Below are 24,223 nucleotides of genomic sequence, written 5' to 3'. Positions count from 1 at the left end.
GTCAGTGCCGGTCGGTGGGCTGCTTGCGGAACCGGTCCACCAAGCGTCGCCAGTAGAGCTTGCCGGCCACTGCGACACCAGCTGCCCCGCCAACCACCGCCTGCACGATCAGACTGCCCGATCCCGCGTCCAGGTAGGCCAGATGATCCACCGGCCACTCCTTCCGATCTCGCCCCCTCGGCCCCTCAAACCGGGCGCACAGGGGAGGGTGCTCCAATACGCTGAGGATGTATTCGGACACAGTACGCGCATGAAGGGCGCAATGCGGGTGATAGCCACGCCAGTGTTCTGATTTGGTGGCGATTCACTCCGCCCGTCAGCCACCCCGCCGGTGATGCATGGCATAGCGGAGCAGCACGAACCGCAACACCGTGGCGGCCAGGTTTGCCGCAACCAGCACTGCCAACTCCACCATCCGCGTCGGAGCCGCCACCACGGCGTGAAGCAACGCGAGCGAGCCGCTGGTCAGCGCCAGGCCGAGCCCGAAGACCACCAGGCCTTGCAGGTGGTGCCGACCGGCGCGCCGCCGACCGGTGATCCCGAAGGTCAGTCGCCGATTCGCCGCTGTGTTGGCCACCGCGGTGACCAGCAGCGACAGCAGGTTTGCCGGCTGGGCGCCGAGGACGCCGCGGGTAGCGACGTACAACAGCAGGTAAGCCACCGTGCTGGCCACCCCGACCAGGGCGAACCGGCCCAGCTGTCGGGGCAGCCCCACCGGCACTCGAGCCGGCGGCGCTGCGAGCGGGGCTCGTCCGAACTGCTCACGCAGTTGCCGCAGCGGCAGCGCGCCGGTGAACAGGGCCCGGCCCAGACGACCAATGCCACGCAGGTCGGCCAACGCGGTCGCCAACACATCCACCCGACTGTCCGGATCATCCACCCAGTCCACCGGAACCTCGTGGATGCGGAGGCCGGCCCGCTGGGCCAGCACCAGCAACTCGGTGTCGAAGAACCACCCGGTGTCTCGGACCAACGGCAGCAGCTGGGCCGCCACATCAGCCCGGATCGCCTTGAACCCACACTGGGCATCGGAGAATCGAACGGCGAGGGTGCCCCGCAGCAGAAGGTTGTATCCCCGCGAGATCACCTCCCGCTTCGCGCCCCGAACCACCCGTGAGGTATGGGCAAGCCGGGTGCCGATGGCCAGGTCCGAGTGGCCGGAGATGAGCGGCGCGACCAGCGGCAGCAGCGCCGCCAAATCAGTGGACAAGTCCACATCCATGTAGACGAGCACCGGCGCGGGTGAGGCCGACCAGGCGGCCCGAAGCGCCCGCCCACGCCCCTTGGCCTCCAGATGTAGCACCTCGACGCCGGCGAGGTCGGCGGCGAGCGACCGCGCTACGTCCAGCGTGCCATCGGCGCTGGCGTTGTCCGCGATCGTGATTCGGAACGGATACGGGACGTTCGCGCGCAGGTGTGCGTGCAGCCGACGCACGCACGGCCCGAGGTCGGTCTCCTCGTTGTAGACGGGAATCACCACGTCCAGGATGGGCGCCGTAACGAGAGGCGGAATCCACCCGGTAGCCCGGACTTCGGTTGTATCAATCATGCTTCCGCTCCCTCGCTGCTCAGGTCGTAGATAGTGATTCCGTCGACGGTTCGCGCCTCGAACGTCTCCGCCACCCAGGCGGCGATCTCGGAGGAGGCGGAGCTGCCGCCGTTGGCGCCCCGGAAGCCGCCCCCGCCGATGAACCAATGGATCTCTCCGTCAGTGACGTAACGCTGGAACTCAGCGACGGTCGGTGAAGGATCGGTGCCGTTGAACCCGCCGACCGGCAGCACCGGATCACCGGTGGCCAGCTGGTAGCCGGCGGCGTTGTTCGCACCCACCGTGGCCGCGACCCAGGTGTAGCTGTCGCTGTCGCGTGCGAGGAGCTCGCGCAGTTGCGCGCTGGGAACGCGGGCATCCAACAGCCCGCCGTTACCGCCCGGCTGGTTGTCCTGACCGAACCCACCCAGCTGACCCGACTGACCCGGCCGGCCCGACTGACCCGACTGACCCGGCCGGTCCGACTGACCCGACTGACCCGGCCGGTCCGACTGACCCGACTGACCCGGCTGGCCCGACTGGCCCGACTGACCCGGCTGGCCCGACTGACCCGACTGACCCGGCTGGCCCGACTGGCCCGGCTGACGGCCGTTGAGCGCCGCACCGGGTTGTCGATCCGGTCGCTGCGGCAACTCCCCGACGCCGGCGGGCTGCCCGCCACCAGGGGTCCCCGGGCCGCCCCCCGGGCCACCCGGTCGGGTGCCGACATCGCCAGCCACTGCGGGGCCCGCGGTGGGGACCCCACCGTTGTGCGCCGTCGCTGCGGCGTGTACCGAGTACGCCACCGGCCCGGCGAGGGCCGCCGCGGCGCCCAGCGCAAGTCCCGCCGCCCCAACTGATCGGGGCAGCCGAGGAGAGAGCACCAGCAGCGCCGCCGCCACGAGGCCGCCCGCCACAATCGTGGTACGCAACCACGGATACCAGTCCGGGCTACGAGCCAGCAGCAGCCAGGACCAGCCCGCGGTGACGGCCAGGGTCCCGGCCAGGATGGCGGTGGCGGCGTGGGGCTGCCGACGCCAGACAGCGCCGGGCGGAGCCGACCGCACCCGCCACAGCAGCGTGGCACCGATCCCGACCAGGGCACCGACCGCCGGCGCCAGGGCCACGGTGTAGTACTCGTGGAAAATTCCTGACATAAAGCTAAAAATCACCCCGGTGACCAGCAACCAGCCGCCCCAGAGCAGCAGCCCGGCGCGAGTCCGATCGGTCCGCGCAGCCCGTCCGACCACCAGCAAGCCGACCACGAGCAGGATCAGCGCGGCGGGCAACAGCCAAGCGATCTGCCCGCCAACCCGGTCGTCGAACATGCGCAGCAGGCCGGTCCCGTCACCGAACCCCCCTCCGTCGGGCCGCCCCACGCTGCCCTCCTCGCGGCCGGTGATGCGGCCGAGACCGTTGTAGCCGAGGGTCAGCTCAAGCACGCTGTCGGTCTGCGAGCCGCCGACATACGGGCGAGCGCCGGAAGGGACCAACTCGACGATGGCCACCCACCACCCCGCCGACAGCACGACCGCGAAGCCGGCCAGCAGGGTCTGGCGGATCCGCCGGCCGAGCCCGGTCGGCGCGGCCAGCAGATAGACGCCGGCGAGCACCGGTACCACCAGAAACGCCTGCAGCATCTTCGTGAGGAAGCCGAGCCCGACCAGCACGCCGGCGAGCACGAGCCATCGCGTGGCGGCCGTCTCGACCGCCCGTACGGTGGCGTATGCGGCCGCGACCAGCAGCAGCACCAGCAACGCGTCCGGGTTGTTGAACCGGAACATCAGCGTGGCCACCGGCGTGACGGCGAGGACCGCGCCAGCGATCAATCCTGCTGCCGGCCCGTGCCAACGTCGCACCGCGGCGTAGAGCACCGCGACCGCGGCCACCCCACACAGCGCCTGCGGCAGCAGCACCGCCCAGCTGGTCAGGCCGAACAGCCGCACCGAAAGCGCCATCAACCACAGCGCCGCGGGCGTCTTGTCAACGGTGATGGAGTTGGCGGCATCGAACGAGCCGTAGAAGAAGGCGGTCCAGTCTTGCGCGCCGGCCTGCGCCGCCGCCGAGTAGTAGGCGTTCGCCCAGCCGGAGACGTCCAGCCCCCACAGGTAGAGCCCGGCGGTGACGAGCAGTAGCCCGCCGAGGCAGGGGCGAGCCCAGCGGGCCGGCTGATATGGGGTGGCCTCCGGCTGCGCCTCCGGTTCTGTCGACGGCGTCCGGGCGACGCGCACCGCCGGGGCGGCCGCAGGGGTCCCGTAGGTCGTCTCGGTTCTGTCCATGGCGGAAAGCCTGGCCGGCGGGGCTGCACGGCCCCCATGGGTGCGCTATGTCTCCGCTGTGGAGTTCGGCAGCCGTACCGTGAACACGGTGCGGCCGGGTCGGCTGCGTACCGACACCGCTCCGTGGTGGGCGTCCACCACGGCCGCGACGATGGCGAGCCCCAGCCCGGTACTGCCGTGCGACCGTGACCGCGAGCTGTCGCCCCGGGCGAAGCGCTCGAAGACCTCCGGTTGAAGGTCCTGCGGGATACCCGGTCCGTCGTCGGCGACCCGAAGCACCGCCGCGTCCGACTCGGCAGCGAGGCTGGTGGTGACCGTGGTACCGGCCGGGGTGTGCACCCGGGCGTTGGCCAGCAGGTTGGCCACCACCTGGTGCAGCCGGGCCGCGTCACCGGGCACACCGATCTGCTGCTCCGGCAGGTCGAGTTGCCAACGGTGCTCGGGCCCGGCCACGTGCGCGTCGCTGACCGCGTCCACGACCAACGCGGAGAGGTCCACTGGCGCGACGGCGAGAGGACGACCCGAGTCGAGCCGGGCGAGCAGCAACAGGTCCTCCACCAGACCAGTCATCCTGGTGCTCTCGGACTCGACGCGGCGTAGGGCGTGTGCCACGTCGGGCGGCACCCGGTCCCGACCGCGCCGAGCCACCTCCGCGTAGCCACGGATGGCGGCCAGTGGCGTCCGCAGTTCGTGACTCGCGTCGGCCACGAACTGACGTACCCGCGTCTCGCTGGCCTGCCGCGCCGCGAGCGCGGCGGCGACGTGCCCGAGCATCCGATTAAGCGCGGCACCGACCTGGCCCACCTCGGTACGGGGATTGGTGTCGGGTTCTGGCACCCGGACCGGCAGCGTCACCTCGCCCCGGTCCAACGGGAGTTCACTGACGCTGCGGGCGGTGGCGGCGACCCGCCGCAGCGGACGCAGGGTACGCCGGACCATGAGCGCGCCCGTGGTGCCGGCGACGACCAGCCCGGCGCCGGCGACACCGGCCTGCGCGACGACAATTCGCATCACCGTCTCCTGCACCTCGGCGAGGGGTAGGGCGAACGCGGTGACCTCGCCGTCACGCCACTGCCGGGCGATGGCGCGGTACTCCCCCAGACCGCCCAGGTCCACGGTGCGCGGCCCCTCGTCGGGCACCAGCGCACCCAGCCCCGCCAACTTCTCGGGGGCGATCCTCTCCCCGCCCTCCCGGGCCTCGGTCTGGATTCGGGCCTTGACCACCCGGCCGTCGCGCAGTTGCGCGACGACTGAGCCCAGGTCCATGCCAGGCGCGATCTGCAGGTCATCCTGGATGGGGCGAGGCACGGGCGGAACGAAGCCGCGGGGTCCCGCGTCGAGTCTGAGCTGCCGGTCGATCCGGTCGGTCAGGAAGTCCCGCAGGGCGACGGTGGTGATGCTGCCGATGCCGATACTGACCACGGCCAGCAGGGCAACCAGGATAACCACCAGCCGCGTCCACAGTGACCGACCGGCCAGCCATCCTCGCCGGCCAGCCCGTTCACTCGGCGGGCTTGAGGACATAGCCCGCCCCGCGCAGAGTGTGGATCATCGGTGCGCGACCGACGTCGATCTTCTTGCGCAGGTACGAGATATACAGCTCGACCACGTTGGCCTGACCTCCGAAGTCGTAGTTCCAGACGCGGTCCAGGATCTGCGCCTTGCTGAGCACCCGGCGTGGGTTACGCATGAGATAGCGCAGCAACTCGAACTCGGTGGCGGTTAACGTGATCAACTTTCCGCCCCGGCTCACCTCGTGGCTGTCCTCGTCGAGGCAGAGGTCGCCGACGGTGAGCACCGCCTCCTGCCGGGCGGCGATCGCGAAGCCGGAGCGGCGCAGCAGCGCCCGCAGGCGGGCGATCACCTCCTCCAGACTGAACGGCTTGGTCACGTAGTCATCGCCGCCGACGGTCAACCCGGCAATCCGGTCCTCGACCGCGTCCCGGGCGGTCAGGAAGAGCACCGGCACGGTCGGAGCCACCTCGCGTAGGCGACGCAGCACCGCGAAGCCGTCCAGGTCGGGCAGCATCACGTCGAGCACCACGGCGTCCGGCTGGAACTGTCGGGCCGTACTCAACGCCGCCGCCCCATTGCCGGCGGTCCGCACCTGCCAACCCTCGTAGCGCAGCGCCATCGACAGCAGGTCAGACAGGGTGGACTCGTCGTCAACGACCAGGACACGCACGGGCTGGCCGTCGGGGCGGCGGAGGTCAACCCGGGCTGGTCCCACCTGCTCGTTGGTCATCATGGCCTCATCCTGGATGCCCACGCTGTAGGGCGGTTGTGCGGTTCCTGTGCCTCCGCTGTGCAGGCTACTCGGGCATGCTCCGGGAGGCCCCGAAGCGAACCGGCGGGTCCGGCCAGCCCGCCCCTGAGCTTCTCTCCCGTGCCCGGAACACGGTTTCGCGGGCCGGAAGCTGGGTACCCCCGGGCTAGTGACGGGAGGAACGCGATGGCCCACAGCTCCTGGCTGAACGAGACAGCCACCGCAACAGCGGAGGGCGGACACGTCCGGACCGAGGATGGTGGGCTCTCCACCGCCCTGGCATCCCCACTGGCTCCGCACTGCACCGGGCTGAGCCCGTCGCAGTTGCTCGCTGCCGCCTTCGCCTCCTGCCTACACCACGCCGCGGTGGAGGCAGCTGGCGAAATCACCGACGAGGCACACACCGTCCAGGTACGGGCCGAGGCGAAACTCGGTCGAGACGACGACGGCCGCTACCGGGCCGACGTGAGCGCCTCCATCTCGTCGGCCGGACTGACCCGCCAACAACTGGCGGACCTGGTAGAACACGCGGACCGACTCTGGCCCTTCTCCACCGAAGATGCGAGCCGACATCACCTGACGGTGGCGCTGACCGACAACGGCCGGCACTGAGACGGCTCACAGCGAGCCGGAGAGTCGGATCAGCACCCTGACCGACCCCGCAAGCAGCCGTACGCCCTATCTATGGTCAGCCTTTCGGAGGAGGGTCTCGCGCTCGGTTCCACCCACCCGGCAAGATCGGAAACCTGTAGCTTTTCGGCGTTCTTGATAGCTCATTTCGCATATTAGGGATAGCTGAGGTTTGTGAGGTTTCCCCGGGCCTCATCCAGCCCATCCGAACTTTGGCGCAAATAGTGACGCGCCCCACTAATCGGACCGATGGCAGTGAGCGATCCGCTTTCTAGCCTCGGCGGATGCACCCCGACGACACCTTCGACCAGCAGACGACCCAACACGATCCGGCCACCCAATCAACCGAGGAGACCTCCACCGAACGGCGGATCGCCCCCGTCCGCACCCCCCACCGCCATGGGCTCCGCGCCCTACTGGCGTCCACCCCGGCCCGGGTCGCTCTCGCCACCGGCCTCGCCTGCTGCCTCGGCGCGGCCACCTACATCGGGCTGGGACGGACCCCCGAACAGCCGGAGCAGACCCCGGTCGCCGAGGCGGCAGCGGAACGGGTTGAGGCCGCGGAACGCTCCTCACGCTCCCTCTTCCGAGCCGATGCCACCCCCACCCCGGCGAGCCCCAGCCCGACCGAAACCGCCAGCCCGACCGCGGAGGCGGAAGAGGAAGAAGAGGAGCCCACGCCCAGCCAGCCCGCACCGCCCCAACCGGTCGCCGGGCTCACCCAGACACAGATGGACAATGCCAAGACAATTGTCGATGTTGGTACCGAGATGAACATCCCGCGCCGTGGTTTGATCGTTGCCATCGCCACCGCGATGCAGGAAAGCACCTTGCTCAACTACGCCAACGGCGGCGTGCCGGAGTCACAGAACTACCCGCACGAGGCAGTTGGCTGGGACCACGACTCGGTCGGCCTGTTCCAGCAGCGCTCGAGCAGCGGCTGGGGCAGCATCGCCGAGCTGATGACTCCGACCTACGCCGCCGAGGCGTTCTACCAAGCGCTGCTGCAGGTCCCCGGCTGGCAGGAGATGAGCGTCGCCTGGGCAGCCCAATCGGTCCAGATCTCCGCCTTCCCCGACGCGTACGCCCAGCACGAGACCCGGGCGACCACGATCGTCGGCGCGTTGGCGTGACCGAGTCTCGTCCCCCGCACTGGGCGACCAGTCCCCGGTGGGCGGTCTGTCCTCAGCGGGCGGCTCGGCTCGGCCCGGCGGCGGAGGCGGCGGTCGGCGTGTCAGCCGGCACCGCCTTCGCCGGGCCCCCGAGAATCTCGTCAGCCCGGGCCGCGCGGCACTGTCGGGCGTGTAGCGCCGCCTCAAGCTCCCGGCGGGCCTGCACCGCCTCGGTGTAGACCTGCTCACGCACCCGTCGAGCCTCCTCCCGGGCGGAGTCGAACTCCAGTCGCGCTCGTAGGAGCAGTTCGGCCGCCTCCCGCTCCGCCGTCTCCCGATCGGCTGCGTCGACGGGTCGTCGAGACACATCGCCGAGGTCGAGCCGCTGGAGCAACCCACACAGACCCGCCGCTTCCTCGCGAATCTCGTCCCACTCCCGTCCGGCCCCCGCGGCACCCGCCGCGCGTGCCGCCAACCGGCTCAACCGAACCCCGAGCTCATTCAGGCAGGAATCGACCTGCCGCTGGTCGTAACCGACGTCTACGACGGAGAACCTCATACTGTCGCCCCCAGGCAGCTGGTACGTCTATCCCCGCCACCGATCCTCGGTGCCCGGGGAGCACCGCAGAGGACATTCCGAAAAAATATTCAACATTCGAGTGAAACGCCCGTTCCGACACGCCGGGTGGGCCGCTACCACCCGTACCCGCCCGCTCTTACCCCGCCCGCAGGCCGGGGCCCAGTTACTCACCCCGGCACCACCGTCGCTTGTTCGGCGTCGGCCGGCGCTCCCGAATCCGGAGTCTGGAAGAGGTAGCGGATGAACTCCCCGCCAGCCTCGTTGTCGTCCGCACCGGGCCACTGCCCGACGCAGTCCACCCCGATCACCTCCCGGCCAGTGCCGTCGGTCTCCTCAAGCAGGACCCACAGGCTGACCGGGTAGCAACGGGTACCGCCGGGCGTCAGACGCCAACGCGCGTACCAGCCGGGTCGGGCGGGGATGATCTCGACGATCCGCTTCATCACGACCTTCCCTTCCGCATACCTCGGAAGTCCACCGGTCCACTGCGATCATCCGGCTCAACCGGGTGAGCGACCATCACCCCGGCCGGATGAGGATCCCCAGGGCGACCCAGTGGTTGCGGCGAATCCGGCCTGCCACAGCGGCCACCGCCAGCCCGGCTCCGGCACCGCCGCGGCCACCCGCCAGCCGGGAGAGAGCCGCCGGCCCGGCTCTAGTTTCCTGCTCGCCGGCGGTGGGAAGGCAGTTGACGACAGCCGGAAAGCAACGTGAAGGAGCTGGCACATGCGCAAGCAGATGGAGGGCGACAACCAACGCCGCCGGGCGCTCGCCCGACAGGCCCGGATCCAGGGACAGCGGCCCAGCGAGACCGGGGCCAGCCTGGGCGCCACCAAGCAGTTGACCAGTCTTGACCAACGGCGGCGCAACGGGCCCGCTCCGGCGGGACGACACAAACCGACCAGCACCAGCGGTGGTCCCGCCCCGCCTCCGATCGGCGCCCCGGACAACTCACGGCCCATCCCGGACAGCGGTCCCACCAGCCCCACCACGATCAGCTACCAGGACCTGGTGACCGACGTTGGCCGGCGGTCCGGAGTTGACTTCCCTACCGCAAAGGTGGGCGTGACAGCGACAGTGCTGGCCCTGGCCCGCGCACTAGGGGTGGCCGAGCGCGGCCGGCTGCTCGCGGCCGTTCCGACCCGGCTGCACGACATCACCCCGGTGGACGGTATCGAGGACCGCTCCGACCTACCCGGATTCCTCGCCGAGGTGGGCCGGCTCAGCGGCCGTACCCCGGAACAGGCCCGCTACCAGGCGGCGGCCACCCTCACCGCGCTGGCCGACCGAGACGGCGGCCTGGTCGAGTCGCTGCATGTCCCGGAAGGGCTGCGGGACCTACTCGTCCCGCCCGAGCCCGGCGGAGGCGTGATCGGAGCAACGTCCGCGACCCCGGCCCTGGGGGAGGGGCAGCTGCGCGAGGAGCTGGCCCGCCTCCCGTACTGGTCCGGGGACCGGCACGGGCTGTCCCGGACGGTCGAGCTGCCCGCCGAGAACCTCGGCCGCGTGCTCGACCGACTCGACCGGCTCCGACAACAGACCGGACGCGGTCCTTCGATCGGTCAACCCGACCGCACCACCGCGGTGTTGACCGTGGCGACCTCCCGGCCCCGAGAGGCGCCGGAGGTAACCGGACCAGATGTTGACCTGGCCCATACCGTGGACGACGCGATCGACGAGGTGGGGGCCGGGATGGCGAGCTAACCCGGTGCCCGGCGGCGGGAAGGGGCCACCTCCACACGCTGGTGGTGGCGGGCCCCTCCCCGCCTACCCGACGTGGGCGGGCACCTCGGGAGAGCTGCTCTCCAAGGGCACCGAGTGAGCCGGCACCAGGCTCAGCTGGACCGCCGGACGGGGCAGGGTCGCGTCCAGCAGCCAGTCGGTGCCCACCCGGACGCGGTTGCCAGGCAGGTTGAGCAAGTGGTATCCCCGAGTCACCACCTTGGCGGGCAGTCCGGCCAGCGGCACCTTTAACGGGTTCGCCGCCGCGTCGCGACCCCCGAGATCAACCACCCAGCCCAGGTCATGGTGCTTGTATGGCTTGCGGGTGCCCTGCCCGTACGAGGCGGCGATGTTCTGGGCTACCAGCTTGCCCTGCCGCTGGGCATGCTGGGCGGTCATCGCGCACACCTGCCCGGGCTGGGCCAGGTCGGGCACGGCCGCGGCGTCGCCACAGGCGAACACCTCCGGGTAGCCCGGAACGTTGAGGTACTCATCGGTCACCAGACGGCCCTTCTCGGTCCGTAGGCCGAGTTGCTCGACGAACGGATCAGGGCGGACGCCGACACACCAGATGAGAGAGCAGGTCTGGATGAACTCCCCGTCGGTGAGCTTGACCCCGTCGGCGGTCGCGACCGCAACCGAGGTTCCCATCCGCACATCCACCCCCCGCTCGTCCAGGACGCGATGAGCGGTGTCGGACATTCTCCCGTTCAGCTCGGGTAGCACCCGCGGCGCCACGTCGAGCAGCATCCACCGGGGCCGAAGCTTCAGCCGAGACCGCTGCCCGACGAGCCGGTCGGTGAACAGCTGCCCGTGGGCGGCCACCTCGGTGCCGGTGTAGCCGGCTCCCACCACCACGAAGGTGGCCCGCGCCCGTTGTTCGGCCGGATCGGTGGCTTGTTCCGCCAACTCGATCTGTCGGACCACGTGGTCGTGGAGGTAGAGCGCCTCCGGCAGACTGCGGAAGCCGTGCGCGTACTCGGTGACCCCGGGGATCGGCAACAGCTTGTTGACGCTACCGACGGCCAGCACCAACCGGTCGTACGCGAGCCGATTCCGCTCCCCCTCCGGCTGCGTGAAACCGACCCAGCGGTTCCGCAGGTCAACGTGGTCGGCTTCGCCGACCACGAGGCGGACGCCGTCGAGTGTCCCCGCCAGCGGCACCGAGATCCGGGTCGGTTCGACGACACCAGCGGCGACCTCCGGTAGTAGCGGCAGGTACAGGAAGTAGTCAGTCGTGTTCAGCAGCACGATCTCGGCCTGGTCCTTGGCCAACCGGCTGAGCGTCTTTGCCGCGTGGTACCCGGCGAAACCGGCCCCAACAATCACCACCCGAGGCTTCGTCATTCCACCGCCGTTCCCCGGGCAAGGCCGGACAAACCTCCCGGGGGTGCCCGGCAGCGGCACCGCGGGCACCACACACCGCCGGCGAACACCTCGGTCAGGTGTGCCCGTCCTGCTGGACCGGCCCGTCTAGCAGGACGGGCCGGTCCGCTTCCGCCGACCTATCCGCTGGTCATGTCCGGGTGGCGGGGACACAGGGCCCCTAACGGGGGATCCCGTCGCCACCAGAGGTGTTGACGATCGATTCCCGCCCACCCGACCTGCTGGCACGAGTCGCGTACAGGCTGGTGAGGGTGACCACCACGAGGACAACGAGGATCACTGCGAGTGATGCCAGGGTCGGAATCTCGGGCACCCCCTGCCAGACCCCGTGCGCCCAGTGCAGGCCCAGCTTCACTCCGATGAACGCGAGGATGACCGCGAGTCCGTAGTTGAGGTGAACCAGCCGGCTGAGCGCGGCGTGCAGGACGAAGTAGAGCGCCCGCAGCCCGAGCAGCGCAAAGGCGTTGGTGGCGAAAACCAGGTACGGATCTTCGGTGATGCCGTACACGGCGGGCACCGAATCGACGGCGAAGACCACATCGGTGGCGAGCACCGCGACGACCACCAGGGCCAGCGGGGTGAGGGTTCGCCGGCCACCCAGGCGTACGACCATCTTCGTACCCTGGTAGTCCTGGGTCACCGGCATGAACTTGCGCAGGAGCCGCACCGAGCGCATCCCGTTGATGTCGACCTCCTGCTCATGGCCGGAGATCGCGTCGCGCAGCAGCTTTGCCGCGGTGGCGAGCAGGATGAGGGCGAAGATCAGGAAGGCGAAGTCGAGAGTCTGCAGCGCAGCCGCGCCGAGCGCGATGAACACCGCGCGCAGTACCAGCGCACCGGTGATCCCGAACAGCAGGACCCGCTGGGCGAGCACCGGGGGTACCGCGAACGCGGCCAGCAGAAGCATGAAGACGAAGAGGTTGTCTACCGAGAGGGACTTCTCCACCAGGTAGCCGGTCAGGTACTCGACGCCCTGCTGCGAGCCGTAGCGGGACCAGAGCCAGGCACCGAACGCCAGCGGCAGCGTGATGTAGAACGCCGACCAGGCCAGCGCCTCCCGGATCGACACCTCGTGCGGCCGCCGAGTGACCAGAAAGTCGAGTATCAGCAGCACGACGATGCCGGCGATGGTGACGCCCCACAGCGTCGGCGTACCGACCGACTGCAGCTCGGCAGAAAGGTACAAAACGGTCATAGAGCCTCCTCGAACACGATGCCATGCTCGAGGTCTCCTTCACCCACTTTCGTAGGCAACCATCCGAGGCAGGCTCCGGGCCCGCCGTACTGACCGGAATGGCTCGTGGGAAGTACTCCCCTCGTCGCGACAAGGTTAGGGCAGTCCAGGTCCGGACTGCCACACGGCACCCCGGTCCCCACCATCGGCACCTCATCTCCCACCAGCGCACCCAGCCCCCTACCACCCGAGCCCATCGGCGCTTATCGTGGCCCGATGACCGACAACGTACCGGCCGGCCCCCTCGCCGGGGTGCGGGTAATCGAGCTGGCCGGCATTGGGCCGGGGCCGTTCGCGGCAATGATGCTGGCCGATCTCGGTGCCGAGGTGATCCGGGTGGACCGCGCGACCGACGTGGACCCGACCGCTTTCGGCGCCCCGCACCCTGATCTGCTGAACCGGGGACGGCGATCTATCGGCGTGGACCTGAGGTCACCCCCCGGCCGTGACGTGGCGCTCGCGCTGACCGCCGGCGCAGATGTGCTGATCGAGGGTTTCCGGCCCGGCGTGACCGAGCGACTTGGTCTCGGCCCGGCGGACTGCCACACGGTCAACCCACACCTCGTGTACGGGCGGATGACCGGCTGGGGGCAGCACGGGCCCGCCGCGCCGGAAGCCGGGCATGACATCACCTACCTGGCCCTGACCGGCGCGCTACATGGGATCGGACGGGCCGGCGAGCGTCCGGTGCCGCCGCTGAACCTGCTCGGCGACTTCGGTGGCGGTGGAATGCTACTCGCCCTCGGCCTGATCAGCGCCCTGTACGCGGTGCGCGGCGGCGCCACCGGCCAGGTGGTGGACGCCGCCATCGTGGACGGCGTCTCGGTGCTCAGCACCCAGATCCACGCCCTGCGCCACCTCGGTAGGTGGCAGGATCCACGCGGAGTGAACCTGCTCGACGGGGGCGCCCCGTTCTACGACAGCTACGAGTGTGCCGACGGAAAGCACCTGGCGGTGGGCGCGCTGGAGCCCCGCTTCTACGACGAGCTGGTCCAGCGCACCGGCTTTCCGCTGCCCGGTGACATCGCGCTGGACCGCACCGACCCGGCGAACTGGCCTGCGCTGCGGGAGGCGTGGGCACGGTTGTTCCGGACCCGGACCCGGGACGAGTGGGCGGCGCTGTTCGTCGGCTCGGACGCCTGCGTGGCCCCGGTTCTGGACTGGACGGAGGCGCCGGCACACCCGCACCTGAGGGCCCGGGAGACTTTCGTGGAACACCACGGGGTGACCCAACCGGCACCCGCACCACGCTTCTCCGGTACGCCGACGACCCTGCGCCGTCCACCGCCGCACCCCGGTGAACACACGGACGAACTGCTGACCGAGGCGGGCTTCGGAGCTGACCGCATCGCCGACCTGCATGCTGCGGGCGCCGTAGCCTAGCCACCGCAGGTGGGTGCGGTGGAGTCAGCGCGGTGGCTCAGGGCCGGCGCAGCGTCGAACCCGGCGCCAGCGCCGGCTCCACCAGTTCCCGGTAGTCGCGCGGCAGCTGCACCGCGACATCGTCGAACTCACCAGCGCTGATCGCCTCCCGCAGCGTGCTGAAGACCGCTCGGACGGCCCCGTGCGCAGTCGCTTCGTCGACGTGGGCCCGGGCGGCCACCCGAGTGACGAACTCTGCCGCCGCAAGCCGCTGCGCTGCCTCGTTGTCGGGCCCCGGCTTCAACACCACCTGCAGCTGCGCCGGCAGCTGTACGGCCAGATCCAGCACCTCCCCGCCGGTCAGCCGCTCGGCGAGCGTCTCCAGAACCGCCCGGGTCAGCTCCACCGCCTGCGCGGCAGGGGCGCCCGTCCGCTGCCCGACCTGGTCAACAAAGGTGTGGTAATCCATGCTGTCCCCTTCGGTCCGGCCGACCGGATACCCACCATGCGCGGGACGGAAACCGCCGGGTTGCCGGTGGAGCGGGATAGCTACTCCCCGGCTGCGGAGAATCTCTGGGCCGATCAGTGGGAAGCCGAGCGCCCCGGGCCACGAACCGCGGCCAGGGGCGCCCAACGCGGACCTGCACCGACGAATTGCCCCGAACCGGGTCACGACCATCGGCGGTCAGCTGCTTTCTTCGCCCGAACCAGGCGGATCAATGCCCGACCACCATACGACAGGGACGCTGGCCCGGTGCCGCTTTCACCGAAGTGTTGGCCGACTCACGCGCGCCCTCGTTTTCGCCCATGGCCCGTGCCGGCCGAGAAACTGAGCCATGAGCTGACTCCGGGCCGTCCGGGGGCTGCCCGCTCACGGCGCCGACACAGCCGGGCCGACCACCTCCGGGTATCGCTGCTCCAGATCCACCCGGGCAAGCGCGCCCACCAGCCAGGCCAACCGCTCGGACCGGCCGCCACCCGCCAGCCCGGCCAGGTCGCCGGCGGAACGCCCGAGGCCCAGCCGACGGGCCGCGGCCAGCGCCCGCCGATCGGCGACCGGAGGTATCTCAGGCCAGAGTGCCTGCACCTCGCGGAGAAACAGGACGACTGCCGTATCGTCCACCCCGGGCAGCTCGGTGAGTAGGGCACGTTCCCGGTCGGCATCGCGGGCGGCGACCACACGCAACCGGCGAAGGTCGCCCCGGTACCGGTCAACGACCGCTTGCGCCAGTTCCCCGAGCGTGCCGGCGGTCTGCTCGGCCGCCCCGCGGAGCCCGCAGTCACGCAGGAACCCGGACCGCTCCGCGGGCGTGGCGCGGGCCAACCGGGCGGCACTGTCCCAACCATGGTCCTGCAGGGCGCGGGCCACCTCAATGGCTCGCCGAGCGTCACCGCGGCGGGACAACAACACCGCTAGGCAGAGCAGCTGGAAGAGACTTGACGGGTTGTTGGTGGTTCGGAAACCGTACTGCTCAGCAAAGCCGCGCCCGCCACCGGCGAGCCGGCGGACCAAGCGCTTCTTCTCCTCGATGGTCGGCATGAGCGGGACTACCCGCCCCGACCGGCGCCACTCCTGGATGCCCGGCGTGTGCTGCCCCGACATGCCACGGTCGCTGGGCGGGCTGCTACCCCCACCCCGGTTGACCTCGGCTTGCCAGCGCCCCAGCCGCACTGCGGGCGGCGCGCGTCGCCCTCACCGTCGGCGTCCGCTGGCGGCCTCGTCCAGCAGGCACTCGATCCGCTCCACTCCGCCGGGCATCGACATCTGCTGCAGGTACGCCTCCCGGCCCCGCCGGCCCATCTCGGCACGGGCCGCCGGAGGGATGGTCGTGGCCAACCAGAACCGGTCGGCGAGGGCGTCCCACTCCTCCGGCGGACACGACAGCCCGGCCCGGGCGCTCTCCACCACCTCAGCGGTGTCGCCGCCGGCCGAGGCGATGACCGGCACCCCGCACGACAGGGCCGTCGGCAACTTGCCGGGCAGGGTGCTGCACAGTTCGGGCAGGTCCCGAAGCATGACCAACTGGTAGTCGGCAGCGGCGTACAGCTCCGGCATGTCCAACGGCGAGCGCCGGTCGACGAACCGCACGTTGTCGGTGCCCAGCTCGGCGGCGAGCCCCCGCACCCGCCGCTCCTGCTCGCCCGACCCGACCAGCACCAAATCCATCCGCTGGTCGAGGGCTGCCGCCGCCCGGACCGCCGTCTCCAGCCCCTGTCGAGCGCCGATGGTGCCGGCGTACATGACCACGCAGCGGTCGTCGCGACGGATCAGTTGACCGGCGGCCGGGGTCGGCGGAGCCGGCTGGAAGATCCGCTCGTCGGTCCAGTTGAGCACCACCTCGACCCGGTCCGGGTCGGCCCCCTCGGTCACGACGAGGTCCCGCAGCGAGGGGGCCGCGACCGCGACCCGGTCGGCGCGGCGGTACGTGGCGGCCATCGCCCTGGCAAGCCGAGCGGTCCACCGATCGGGCCCGCCGGCCGCCGGCTCCGAACCAGCCCACACATCCTGAACGTGCACGACCGCCGGCACCCGACGGAGCGCGCGCAGCAGGCGGGCGGCGGCGAAGGCGGTGGCCGGCGGTTGGTGCACATAGAGGGCGTCGACACCGGCGAAGAACCGCCGGCCGACCAGCGACACGCTGCCCGCGAAGGAGAGGGGGCCGGACCACCGGCCGCGAACGTGGCCGCCGCTCCGGGCAACGTAGCGGGGCACCCGACGCACGGTCAGCCGCTCGCTGCGGGTCTGGTGGCGCCAACGCTGACGCCAGCCCGGATAGGCGTACCCGCCCGGATAGTCGGGAAATCCGGTCAGCACCCGGACTTCGTGCCCGCGACGGGCCAGCTCCTCTGCGAGGCTGCCCGGGATGAAAGCCGGTTCCGGTGGAAAGTGATACGCCAGGATGCCGATCTTCATCGTTGCTCCCCCGTTGCCAGCAGGGCGGCCGTGTTGCCCCGCTGACTGCTGTCCATGTACGAGTCCGCTCTGGTCTGCGATCCGAATGTTTCGCTCTGGTGCGCGCCGACTGCCCGGCGACGCAGGTAGGCGCGCCGCAGTACCGGGTGCAGGCGGCAGCGGTCCATCAGGTACGCCGCCGCACCGAGCCGAAAACCCCAAAGAAACTCACAAAAACTCCTAAGCTCAACTTATACCGTGAAACCATTACAGCGCCTCATACATCAAATATCCGAAGTTTCGCTATTCGATCGATAGGCCCGACACCCCTCCTCCCCCTGGGAGAACGGTGTGACGGGGGCAAGGTCACGTCGTCTCCGTTCGCCGTCCCGTCACTCGCCTGGATAGGGTGGTGAGCGGTGTGCCGGGAAGCCTGGTCGGCGAACGTTTCCTGCTGCTCCGACACCGCTTGGATGGACCGCGCGTATGACCGACCGCACCCCGCCCCCGGGCCGTGCCCGCCGCCTCTTCTCGCGCACCTCCTGGCCGGAGGCCCGCTTCCTGGCTGACGTGCTGCGGACCGAGACCTTTGGCGGCGGCCTGCTCCTGCTCGGCGCGGTGATCGCGCTGCTCTGGGCGAACTCGCCCTGGGGCGACTCCTACGCCGCGTTGGCATCGTGGGTGCCCTGGCCAGGCGGATCCGACCTGCACCTGGACCTGGACCTGGCCGCGTGGGCGGCCGACGGCCTACTAGCGATCTTCTTCTTCGTGGTCGGGCTCGAACTCAAACGTGAGTTCGTCGCCGGCGACCTTCGCGACCCACGTCGAGCCGCCCTGCCGGTCGTCGCGGCGGTCGGCGGAATGATTGTTCCGGCCCTGATCTACGTCGGCATCAACCTCTCCGCCGGTGGTGAGAACCTGCGCGGCTGGGCCATCCCGACCGCCACCGACATCGCCTTCGCGCTCGCCGTGCTGGCGGTCATCGGATCCCACCTGCCGCAGGGTCTCCGCGCCTTCCTGCTCACCCTCGCCGTGGTGGACGACCTGCTCGCGATCACGGTTATCGCCATCTTCTACACCGGCGACTTCAAACTCATGCCGCTGCTGCTCGCGCTGCTGCCGATCGCACTCTTCGGTCTCCTCGTGCAGCGCCGCAAGACCTGGTGGTGGGCGCTGATCCCGCTGGCCCTGGTGGCGTGGACCCTGGTGCACGAGTCCGGCGTGCACGCCACGGTGGCCGGCGTCCTGCTCGGCTTCACGGTGCCGGTCCTGCGCGGCCGGGAGGGTGACCGACACGGGCTCGCCGAGCACCTCGAACACCGCTGGCGGCCAGTCTCCGCCGGCTTCGCCGTCCCCATCTTCGCCTTCTTCGCCGCCGGAGTGTCCCTACGCGGCGCCGACCTCGGCGCCGTGATCACCGACCCGATCGTCGTCGGCATCGTCGCCGGCCTGGTGCTCGGCAAGGTACTCGGTATCTTCGGCTCCACGTTCCTGCTCGCCCGGTTCACCCGCGCCGAGCTGGACCGGGACATCACCTGGACCGACCTACTCGGTGTCTCCCTGCTGGCCGGCATCGGATTCACCGTGTCGCTCCTGATCGGTGAACTCGCCTTCGACAGCGGTGCCGCCGACGACAACGTCAAGGCTGCCGTACTCAGCGGATCGCTGATCGCGGCGCTGCTCGCCTCCGTCGTGCTGACCCGCCGCAACAAGGCCTATCGGCGCATCGCGGTGAAGGAACGGGTGGACAGCAACCGCGACGGGGTACCCGACGTCTTCCAGCACCGCACCGACTAACCAGGCCGACCGGGACGCCGGGACACCGCGACGCCCCGGCGTCGCCAACCAGCGTCTGCCGACGACCCACCTGCCGGCGCTGGTCCTGGGCGAACCGAACTCGTTCGGTTCGCCCAGGACCAGCGGTCAGCCGAGCTGCCCGACCGCATCCAGGATCAGCCAGAGACCGCACCCGGCGAAGAGCAGCGCCGCACCATAGCGCACGGTCCGCTCGGGCAACCGGCGGCCGAGCACCCGCCCCGCCACAATCGCCAAGGAATCCGCGGCGACCATGCCGAGCGTGGATCCAACCCAGGTACCGAACCAGCCGTACTGGGTCGCCAGGGTGATGGTCGCCAGCATGGTCTTGTCGCCCAGCTCGGCGAGGAGGAACGCGACGCCGACCACCACCGCCGGACGGCCCGACCGGTTCGCCTTCCGGCGCTCCTGCTCGGTGAGGTGGTCGCCGCGAAGCGTCCAGGCGCCAAACCCGAGAAACGCCACACCGGCGAGGAGCGCGATCCATCCGGTAGGCAACGCCGCACCGAGCCCATGGCCGATCGCCACCGAGGCCAGGTGCACGACGGCCGTGGCCACGGTGATGCCGATCAACACCGGCAACGGTCGAAACCGGGTGGCAAAGGTCAGGGCCATCAGCTGGGATTTGTCCCCCAACTCGGCGACGAAGATGACGCCAAAGCTCACCCCCAGCGCGACGAGGAAACCCTCCATGACATCCTTTCCGATCCGGCCGGAAAGAGGCACGGAGCAACCTCGACCCGGCTACCAACCTGGGTCGAAGGTCTCGCCCGCCCCGCCGAGCGGGGCCGTGTGGCCGGGTGCGGGAACACCAGTGTGTCGACCACGACGTTGGGGGCTACTCCCCTTCGCGCCGACCACCCTAGCCGACCACCGACGGCACTGATGTCGGAGGACCGGCCGGTAAGACGAGGAGGGCCGGCGGCGCGTCCGCCTACTCGGCCCGGGCGAGCGTAACGCCGAACAGGCCGGCCGGATCCGTCCAGAACTCGCTGGTGACGAAGCCCGCCTCCAGCAGTTCCGCCGCGATCCCCTCGGGCCGGAACTTCGCCGAGACCTCGGTCCGTAGCTCCTCCCCGGCGGCGAACGTCACCTCAGTGTCGAGCACCTGTACCCGCATCGGGTGCCGGGCCCGCAGCCGCATCTCGATCCACTCCCGCTCCGGATTCCAGAGCGCGACGTGTTCGAAGGCCCCTGGGTCGAAATCGGCACCCAGCTCCCGGTTGATCACCTGCAGCACGTTGCGATTGAACTCGGCGGTCACCCCCGCCGCGTCGTCGTACGCGGGAACAATGACCGCCGGATCCTTGACCAGGTCGGTGCCGACCAGCAGCCAGTCCCCCGGCTCCAGCGCGGCGCGCATCGCCGCCAGGAAATCGGCGCGCTCGGCCGGCAGCAGGTTGCCGATCGTCCCGCCGAGGAACACCACGAGCCGCCGCCCGCCCGCCGGCAGCCGATCAAGATGCCGGGTGAAGTCGCCGACGATTCCCCGTACGCGCAGGCCCGGATAGTCAGCGGCGATCCGGGCGGTGGATTCGCGCAGCGCGCTCACCGAAACGTCCAGCGGCACAAAGGTGCCCAGGTTGCCATGACGGGTGAACGCGTCCAGCAGCAGCCGGGTCTTCTCCGAGGAACCGGAGCCCAACTCGATCAACGTCTTGGCACCGCTCACTGTCGCGATCTCAGCAGCCCGATCCAGCAGTACCGCACGTTCGGCCCCGGTCTGGTAGTACTCTGCCAGCCGGGTGATCTCCTCGAAGAGCTGACTGCCCCGAGCGTCGTAGAACCACTTCGGGGACAACCACTTCTCCTCGGCGGTCAACCCGGCGCGGACATCCTGCCGAAGGTTGCGTCCCAGGTCCTGCTCTTCGAGGTGGATCTCCAACGGCTCTGCACTCATGTCTGTCCCTTCCTCATGGACGTCTCCGGCGGTATCACGGTCGCCTGGCGGTCATTCCGCCAGCAGGGCACTGGTCCGCACCCCGGTGGCGGTCGCCACCACCAGTTGCCCCTCTGGCACCGCCTGCCAGTCGGGGTCGTCATCGTGCGGCTCGGACGCCAGCAGCACCGAGTTCGGGGTCCGACGGACCGACAGGCTGTGCCCGGCGACGCTCGCCACCGCCGTGTGCCCGTCGGTCAACAGCAGGTTGAGCCGGGACTCGGGGGCGGCCCGGGCCACCGCCACCACCGTCTCCGCCACGGCGCGGCCCGGCTCGACCCCGGCGCGCAGCCGGTGCCGGACCAGCGCCCAGAGCAGCGCCGCATCGGTGGGCGCGTCGAGGGTGAGCAGGTCGCGCACCGGCAACGCACCAGCGAGCGGGGCCATGCTGTCCGGCCAGCCGCGCACCGCCCCGTTGTGGCTGAACAGCCACCGCCCCTCCAGAAACGGCGCGGCAGCCGAGTCGAGCACCGGCATGCCGACGGTCGCGGACCGGACCGCCGCGAGGATCGCGCCCGAACGGGTGACGCCGGCCAGCTGGGCGATCGTCGGGTCGGTCCAGATCGGCTGCGCCCGCCGGTAGCGGACCGGCTCGCCGCCGTCCGGGTACCAGCCGACGCCGAAGCCGTCGGCATTGATACACCCGCCGCGGCGCATGTCCTTCGGCGCCCAAGACTGATGAACCAACGACGCCGGCGGATCGAACAGCAGCTCCCGCAGGGTGATCGGCGGCCCAAGATAGACCAGGTGACGACACATCAGCGGACCCTCACTCTGCTGCCTCCTCGGGGGCGGCGTCCCGGGCGCAGCGGAAACCACTGAAGATCTGCCGCCGAATGGGGTAGTCCCAGTTACGGAAGGTGCCCCGACAGGCCGCCCGGTCGGTGCCGAACGATCCGCCGCGCAGCACCCGGTAGTCGTCGCCGAAGAAGACCTCGGAATACTCCCGGTACGGAAAGGCCGTGAAGCCGGGATGACCACGGAAGGTTGTCGAGGTCCACTCCCACACGTCGCCGATCAGCTGGTGGACACCGAGCGGCGACGCACCCGCCGGATAGGCCCCGACCGGCGCCGGCCAGAGGTGCCGCTGGCCGAGGTTGGCGTGGCTGGTCGTCGGGTCCCCGTCGCCCCACGGGTAGCGGCGGGACCGACCGGTCGCCGGGTCCCAGCGGGCTGCCCTCTCCCACTCCGCCTCGGTCGGCAACCGCTTTCCCGCCCAGGTGGCGTAGGCCTGCGCCTCGTACCAGCTGACGTGCACCACCGGCTCGTCGTCGCGTACCGGCGCCCACCGGCCGAAGCGGCGGTAGGCCCAGCCGTCTCCATCCGGGTGCCAGTGCAACGGTGCCGTCAGACCCGCCTCCTGCCGGTGCGCCCACCCCGCGGCGCTCCACCACCGTGGGTCGCGGTACCCGCCCTCGGCGATAAAGGCGGCATACGCACCATTGGTGACCGGTGCCGCGTCGATGACGTACGCCGGCAGGTGTACCCGGTGGGCCGGACGCTCGTTGTCCAGCGCCCAGGGGTCGGTGTCGGTACCCATGGTGAACTCGCCGGCCGGAACCAGTACCTCCCGGCCCACCCGGACTCGGGGCTCCGGCGGAGGCGGCGTGTCGAAGACAGCCGGACCGGAGCGCAGCTGGTGGGTCGCGAGCATGGTCTCGTCGTGCTGCTGCTCGTGTTGGACGATCATGCCGAAGGCGAAGCCGTCGGCGACCAGCCGCCGGTCGGTGAAGGTCACCCCGTCGAGGAGGTCAAAGACCTTGTCCCGGACCGTCGCCACGTATGCCCGCGCCTGCGGCGGCGGCAGCAACGGCAGCGTCGGCCGGTCCCGGCGAGGCTGCTTGAAGGCGTCATAGAGCTCATCGATGTCCTGGCGGACCGGCTCCCGGCCGCCGACGTCCCGCACCAGCCAGAGTTCTTCCTGGTTGCCGACGTGGGCGAGGTCCCACACCAGGGGCGACATCAACGGAGAATGTTGTCGCACCAGGTCGGCGTCGTCAACCGCGTCGGTCAACATCGCGGTCCGGGCCCGGGCCCGCGCCAGCTCCGCCGCGATGTGTTCCCGCAGTCGTACCCCGTCGGGCCGGTCGGTCGTCTCAGTCACCGCCGCTTCCTTCCCGCGGCCTCGCGCCGCCGTCGTACGCCTCGGTCAAGGTCGTCGTGCAGCGCGGGCGGCAGCCCCAGCCGGGGCAGCGCGGTCAGCGCCAGATCAAAAAGGTCAGCGGCCGTCGCCGCGAGAGCGTCGTCGTGCAGGCCGTGCCGGGCCGCGGCGATCCACCGCTGCGCCTGCGCCCCGGCGAGCGATCGGGCGGCCCGGGTGACGGCCGGCTCGGAGAGCAACGCGGCGACCACCGCTACCGGCACGGACCAACTGTCTTCCGGTTGGGCATCCAGGTAGCGCAGCTCCAGATAACCGCGGGGACGCACCGGCGGAAAGAGCGTGCTCACGTGGTAGTCGAGATCGTCGACTGTGGGGGGCCGGGGCAGCGCGCCAGCAAGCCAGTCGGCGAAGGTGACGCCCACCGGTGCCGTCCAGTCCGGCCCGTCCCGCACGCAGAGCAACGGGGCGGCGAGGACGTACGCCGTCCAACTGGCGATCGGATCCGCGGCGCCCTGCTCGGGAGTCCACACCGCCCGGGTCCGCGCCGGGTCGATGGCGAGCCACGCGGCCATCCGGGCCGAGACCCAGCCGGTCGCTCGCCCGGCGTGCCGCCCAGCGGTGGCGAAGGCGGCGAGCAACGGTGGACCAATCGCGTGCACCGTGGCCCAGCGGTCGGCGAGCTGGTCCGCCTCGCCGACATCCAGGCAGATCTGAAGGCCGGCGGTGCTGTACATCATCCTGCGCCCGGCCGGGCCACGACGATCGAAGACCTGACGCATCGCCCGGTACCGCGGGGTTTCGAAAACGGGGCGGGGGGAACGGTGGGCGTCGATCCCGCCGGCGCCAAGGACCAGCCCGGCTCGCCCCAGAAGCGCGGTGAGTTCGGCGATCTCGGCTTCGGTGGCGGTAACGAGGGCCATGACCGAGGCATGTGTCGCGGAGGAGATCTCCACCTGCCCGCCGGGCTCGACGGTGACGGAACCGCCATGCATCAGCGGCTGGGCGGGGCTCGTGGTGTCCAGGGTGCGCGGGCTGTGCGGCCCGAGGGCGGCCCGCAGGCGGTTGGCCCCGACCGGGCGGGCGGGGTCAACGGCATCGTGCACGGTCCATTCAAGCTCGACGCCGAGCCATCGGGGTGGGCCGGTCTTGAAACAGATCCGGGACAGGTGGACCGCAGCCGCGGCCGAGGAGGTCAGGACCGTTCCGTGGTCCACCTCCGGCGACGTCACCATGGTTCGGCCCCCTTCGCCGCGCCGACGTCCGACCCGTGCCACCGTAACGCGGATCACCAACGAAGGTGAGTGCCCGCGGGCCGGCCTCCCTCTGTCTAGCAGACGAACTCCGTGCATCCGGGTGAAACAGGGGTGCCGCCCGGC

At 70.5% G+C, this 24,223-nt stretch carries 22 protein-coding genes; 5 read left to right on the top strand and 17 right to left on the bottom strand.

The window, feature by feature from the left end; genetic code table 11:
- Position 1 precedes the first annotated feature (1 nt).
- From AC1UKG_RS14515 to AC1UKG_RS14495, 5 genes are all read right to left on the bottom strand, one after another.
- Positions 2-151 carry a hypothetical protein gene (locus tag AC1UKG_RS14515; protein WP_018731062.1) on the bottom strand — a complete coding sequence of 50 codons (150 nt, stop codon included), beginning with the start codon at positions 149-151 and terminating at the stop codon, positions 2-4.
- A 165-nt stretch (positions 152-316) separates the two neighbouring features.
- Positions 317-1,549, bottom strand: coding sequence for a bifunctional glycosyltransferase family 2/GtrA family protein (locus AC1UKG_RS14510; RefSeq protein ID WP_026271152.1), 1,233 nt, complete (start codon positions 1,547-1,549; stop codon positions 317-319).
- Positions 1,546-3,807 carry a glycosyltransferase family 39 protein gene (locus AC1UKG_RS14505; RefSeq protein ID WP_482642511.1) on the bottom strand — a complete coding sequence of 754 codons (2,262 nt, stop codon included), beginning with the start codon at positions 3,805-3,807 and terminating at the stop codon, positions 1,546-1,548. The genes AC1UKG_RS14510 and AC1UKG_RS14505 overlap by 4 nt, the downstream gene beginning before the upstream one ends.
- 45 nt (positions 3,808-3,852) lie before the next feature.
- Complete coding sequence (locus AC1UKG_RS14500) at positions 3,853-5,286, bottom strand: sensor histidine kinase (RefSeq protein ID WP_026271151.1); 1,434 nt, start codon at positions 5,284-5,286, stop codon at positions 3,853-3,855.
- A gap of 22 nt (positions 5,287-5,308) precedes the next feature.
- Positions 5,309-6,055 carry a response regulator transcription factor gene (locus tag AC1UKG_RS14495; RefSeq protein WP_482642510.1) on the bottom strand — a complete coding sequence of 249 codons (747 nt, stop codon included), beginning with the start codon at positions 6,053-6,055 and terminating at the stop codon, positions 5,309-5,311.
- Between the two features lie 204 nt (positions 6,056-6,259).
- Between AC1UKG_RS14495 and AC1UKG_RS14490 the strand changes: the two genes are divergently transcribed.
- Complete coding sequence (locus AC1UKG_RS14490; RefSeq protein ID WP_018731067.1) at positions 6,260-6,685, top strand: OsmC family protein; 426 nt, start codon at positions 6,260-6,262, stop codon at positions 6,683-6,685.
- A gap of 302 nt (positions 6,686-6,987) precedes the next feature.
- Positions 6,988-7,836, top strand: coding sequence for a hypothetical protein (locus AC1UKG_RS14485; RefSeq protein WP_018742656.1), 849 nt, complete (start codon positions 6,988-6,990; stop codon positions 7,834-7,836).
- Between the two features lie 52 nt (positions 7,837-7,888).
- Here AC1UKG_RS14485 and AC1UKG_RS14480 read toward each other — a convergent pair whose 3' ends face one another.
- Together AC1UKG_RS14480 and AC1UKG_RS14475 are read right to left on the bottom strand one after the other, a co-directional pair.
- Positions 7,889-8,374, bottom strand: a complete 486-nt coding sequence (locus AC1UKG_RS14480; RefSeq protein WP_018742657.1) for a hypothetical protein — start codon at positions 8,372-8,374, stop codon at positions 7,889-7,891.
- A gap of 188 nt (positions 8,375-8,562) precedes the next feature.
- The gene (locus tag AC1UKG_RS14475) at positions 8,563-8,838 is read right to left on the bottom strand and encodes a hypothetical protein (protein WP_018813460.1); all 276 of its coding nucleotides are present in this window, start codon (positions 8,836-8,838) and stop codon (positions 8,563-8,565) included.
- Between the two features lie 283 nt (positions 8,839-9,121).
- Between AC1UKG_RS14475 and AC1UKG_RS14470 the strand changes: the two genes are divergently transcribed.
- The gene (locus AC1UKG_RS14470; protein WP_018742659.1) at positions 9,122-10,099 is read left to right on the top strand and encodes a DUF2267 domain-containing protein; all 978 of its coding nucleotides are present in this window, start codon (positions 9,122-9,124) and stop codon (positions 10,097-10,099) included.
- A gap of 63 nt (positions 10,100-10,162) precedes the next feature.
- Here AC1UKG_RS14470 and AC1UKG_RS14465 read toward each other — a convergent pair whose 3' ends face one another.
- Together AC1UKG_RS14465 and AC1UKG_RS14460 are read right to left on the bottom strand one after the other, a co-directional pair.
- Positions 10,163-11,464: an NAD(P)/FAD-dependent oxidoreductase gene (locus AC1UKG_RS14465; RefSeq protein WP_018813459.1), complete on the bottom strand. Its 1,302-nt coding sequence runs from the start codon at positions 11,462-11,464 to the stop codon at positions 10,163-10,165.
- Positions 11,465-11,663: 199 nt separating this feature from the next.
- Positions 11,664-12,698, bottom strand: coding sequence for a TerC/Alx family metal homeostasis membrane protein (locus AC1UKG_RS14460; RefSeq protein ID WP_018742661.1), 1,035 nt, complete (start codon positions 12,696-12,698; stop codon positions 11,664-11,666).
- Between the two features lie 255 nt (positions 12,699-12,953).
- Here AC1UKG_RS14460 and AC1UKG_RS14455 point away from each other — a divergent pair, with 255 nt between their 5' ends.
- Complete coding sequence (locus AC1UKG_RS14455) at positions 12,954-14,120, top strand: CaiB/BaiF CoA transferase family protein (protein WP_018813457.1); 1,167 nt, start codon at positions 12,954-12,956, stop codon at positions 14,118-14,120.
- 37 nt (positions 14,121-14,157) lie between these two features.
- Here the strand turns inward: AC1UKG_RS14455 and AC1UKG_RS14450 are convergent, their stop codons facing one another.
- The 3 genes from AC1UKG_RS14450 to AC1UKG_RS14440 form a co-directional block, all read right to left on the bottom strand.
- On the bottom strand, positions 14,158-14,568 hold the full coding sequence (locus tag AC1UKG_RS14450; RefSeq protein WP_018742663.1) for a DUF2267 domain-containing protein: 411 nt from the start codon (positions 14,566-14,568) through the stop codon (positions 14,158-14,160).
- A gap of 402 nt (positions 14,569-14,970) precedes the next feature.
- Positions 14,971-15,639, bottom strand: coding sequence for a hypothetical protein (locus AC1UKG_RS14445; RefSeq protein WP_018742664.1), 669 nt, complete (start codon positions 15,637-15,639; stop codon positions 14,971-14,973).
- 153 nt (positions 15,640-15,792) lie between these two features.
- On the bottom strand, positions 15,793-17,013 hold the full coding sequence (locus AC1UKG_RS14440) for a glycosyltransferase family 4 protein (RefSeq protein WP_482642509.1): 1,221 nt from the start codon (positions 17,011-17,013) through the stop codon (positions 15,793-15,795).
- 465 nt (positions 17,014-17,478) lie between these two features.
- Between AC1UKG_RS14440 and nhaA the strand changes: the two genes are divergently transcribed.
- Complete coding sequence (gene nhaA, locus AC1UKG_RS14435) at positions 17,479-18,789, top strand: Na+/H+ antiporter NhaA (RefSeq protein WP_482642508.1); 1,311 nt, start codon at positions 17,479-17,481, stop codon at positions 18,787-18,789.
- A 126-nt stretch (positions 18,790-18,915) separates the two neighbouring features.
- On the opposite strand, the gene AC1UKG_RS14430 is transcribed toward nhaA, so the two are convergent.
- From AC1UKG_RS14430 to AC1UKG_RS14410, 5 genes are all read right to left on the bottom strand, one after another.
- Positions 18,916-19,500 (bottom strand): TMEM165/GDT1 family protein, encoded by a 585-nt coding sequence (locus AC1UKG_RS14430; RefSeq protein WP_482642542.1) that lies wholly within the window; start codon positions 19,498-19,500, stop codon positions 18,916-18,918.
- A 241-nt stretch (positions 19,501-19,741) separates the two neighbouring features.
- Complete coding sequence (gene egtD, locus AC1UKG_RS14425) at positions 19,742-20,707, bottom strand: L-histidine N(alpha)-methyltransferase (protein ID WP_018742668.1); 966 nt, start codon at positions 20,705-20,707, stop codon at positions 19,742-19,744.
- A gap of 51 nt (positions 20,708-20,758) precedes the next feature.
- On the bottom strand, positions 20,759-21,505 hold the full coding sequence (gene egtC / locus AC1UKG_RS14420) for an ergothioneine biosynthesis protein EgtC (RefSeq protein WP_029123020.1): 747 nt from the start codon (positions 21,503-21,505) through the stop codon (positions 20,759-20,761).
- Positions 21,506-21,515: 10 nt separating this feature from the next.
- Positions 21,516-22,850: an ergothioneine biosynthesis protein EgtB gene (egtB, locus tag AC1UKG_RS14415; RefSeq protein ID WP_018742670.1), complete on the bottom strand. Its 1,335-nt coding sequence runs from the start codon at positions 22,848-22,850 to the stop codon at positions 21,516-21,518.
- Positions 22,847-24,079: a glutamate-cysteine ligase family protein gene (locus tag AC1UKG_RS14410; RefSeq protein ID WP_018742671.1), complete on the bottom strand. Its 1,233-nt coding sequence runs from the start codon at positions 24,077-24,079 to the stop codon at positions 22,847-22,849. The genes egtB and AC1UKG_RS14410 overlap by 4 nt, the downstream gene beginning before the upstream one ends.
- Positions 24,080-24,223: the final 144 nt, after the last annotated feature.

Source organism: Salinispora sp. CH2A1_6, from assembly GCF_056820975.1.
The sequence above is the reverse complement of the archived record's forward strand: the minus strand, read 5'-3'. Positions and strand labels throughout refer to the sequence as shown.

Excerpts from the sequence above, each read along its gene's own strand:
- AC1UKG_RS14465 (WP_018813459.1), bottom strand. The coding sequence starts at position 11,464 with ATGACGAAGCCTCGGGTGGTGATTGTTGGGGCCGGTTTCGCCGGGTAC.
- AC1UKG_RS14450 (WP_018742663.1), bottom strand. The coding sequence starts at position 14,568 with ATGGATTACCACACCTTTGTTGACCAGGTCGGGCAGCGGACGGGCGCC.
- AC1UKG_RS14485 (WP_018742656.1), top strand. The coding sequence starts at position 6,988 with ATGCACCCCGACGACACCTTCGACCAGCAGACGACCCAACACGATCCG.
- AC1UKG_RS14510 (WP_026271152.1), bottom strand. The coding sequence starts at position 1,549 with ATGATTGATACAACCGAAGTCCGGGCTACCGGGTGGATTCCGCCTCTC.
- AC1UKG_RS14475 (WP_018813460.1), bottom strand. The coding sequence starts at position 8,838 with ATGAAGCGGATCGTCGAGATCATCCCCGCCCGACCCGGCTGGTACGCG.
- AC1UKG_RS14470 (WP_018742659.1), top strand. The coding sequence starts at position 9,122 with ATGCGCAAGCAGATGGAGGGCGACAACCAACGCCGCCGGGCGCTCGCC.
- AC1UKG_RS14410 (WP_018742671.1), bottom strand. The coding sequence starts at position 24,079 with ATGGTGACGTCGCCGGAGGTGGACCACGGAACGGTCCTGACCTCCTCG.
- egtC (WP_029123020.1), bottom strand. The coding sequence starts at position 21,505 with ATGTGTCGTCACCTGGTCTATCTTGGGCCGCCGATCACCCTGCGGGAG.
- AC1UKG_RS14495 (WP_482642510.1), bottom strand. The coding sequence starts at position 6,055 with ATGATGACCAACGAGCAGGTGGGACCAGCCCGGGTTGACCTCCGCCGC.
- AC1UKG_RS14440 (WP_482642509.1), bottom strand. The coding sequence starts at position 17,013 with ATGAAGATCGGCATCCTGGCGTATCACTTTCCACCGGAACCGGCTTTC.
- AC1UKG_RS14505 (WP_482642511.1), bottom strand. The coding sequence starts at position 3,807 with ATGGACAGAACCGAGACGACCTACGGGACCCCTGCGGCCGCCCCGGCG.
- nhaA (WP_482642508.1), top strand. The coding sequence starts at position 17,479 with ATGACCGACCGCACCCCGCCCCCGGGCCGTGCCCGCCGCCTCTTCTCG.
- AC1UKG_RS14445 (WP_018742664.1), bottom strand. The coding sequence starts at position 15,639 with ATGCCGACCATCGAGGAGAAGAAGCGCTTGGTCCGCCGGCTCGCCGGT.
- AC1UKG_RS14430 (WP_482642542.1), bottom strand. The coding sequence starts at position 19,500 with ATGGAGGGTTTCCTCGTCGCGCTGGGGGTGAGCTTTGGCGTCATCTTC.
- AC1UKG_RS14455 (WP_018813457.1), top strand. The coding sequence starts at position 12,954 with ATGACCGACAACGTACCGGCCGGCCCCCTCGCCGGGGTGCGGGTAATC.
- AC1UKG_RS14480 (WP_018742657.1), bottom strand. The coding sequence starts at position 8,374 with ATGAGGTTCTCCGTCGTAGACGTCGGTTACGACCAGCGGCAGGTCGAT.
- egtD (WP_018742668.1), bottom strand. The coding sequence starts at position 20,707 with ATGAGTGCAGAGCCGTTGGAGATCCACCTCGAAGAGCAGGACCTGGGA.
- AC1UKG_RS14490 (WP_018731067.1), top strand. The coding sequence starts at position 6,260 with ATGGCCCACAGCTCCTGGCTGAACGAGACAGCCACCGCAACAGCGGAG.
- AC1UKG_RS14460 (WP_018742661.1), bottom strand. The coding sequence starts at position 12,698 with ATGACCGTTTTGTACCTTTCTGCCGAGCTGCAGTCGGTCGGTACGCCG.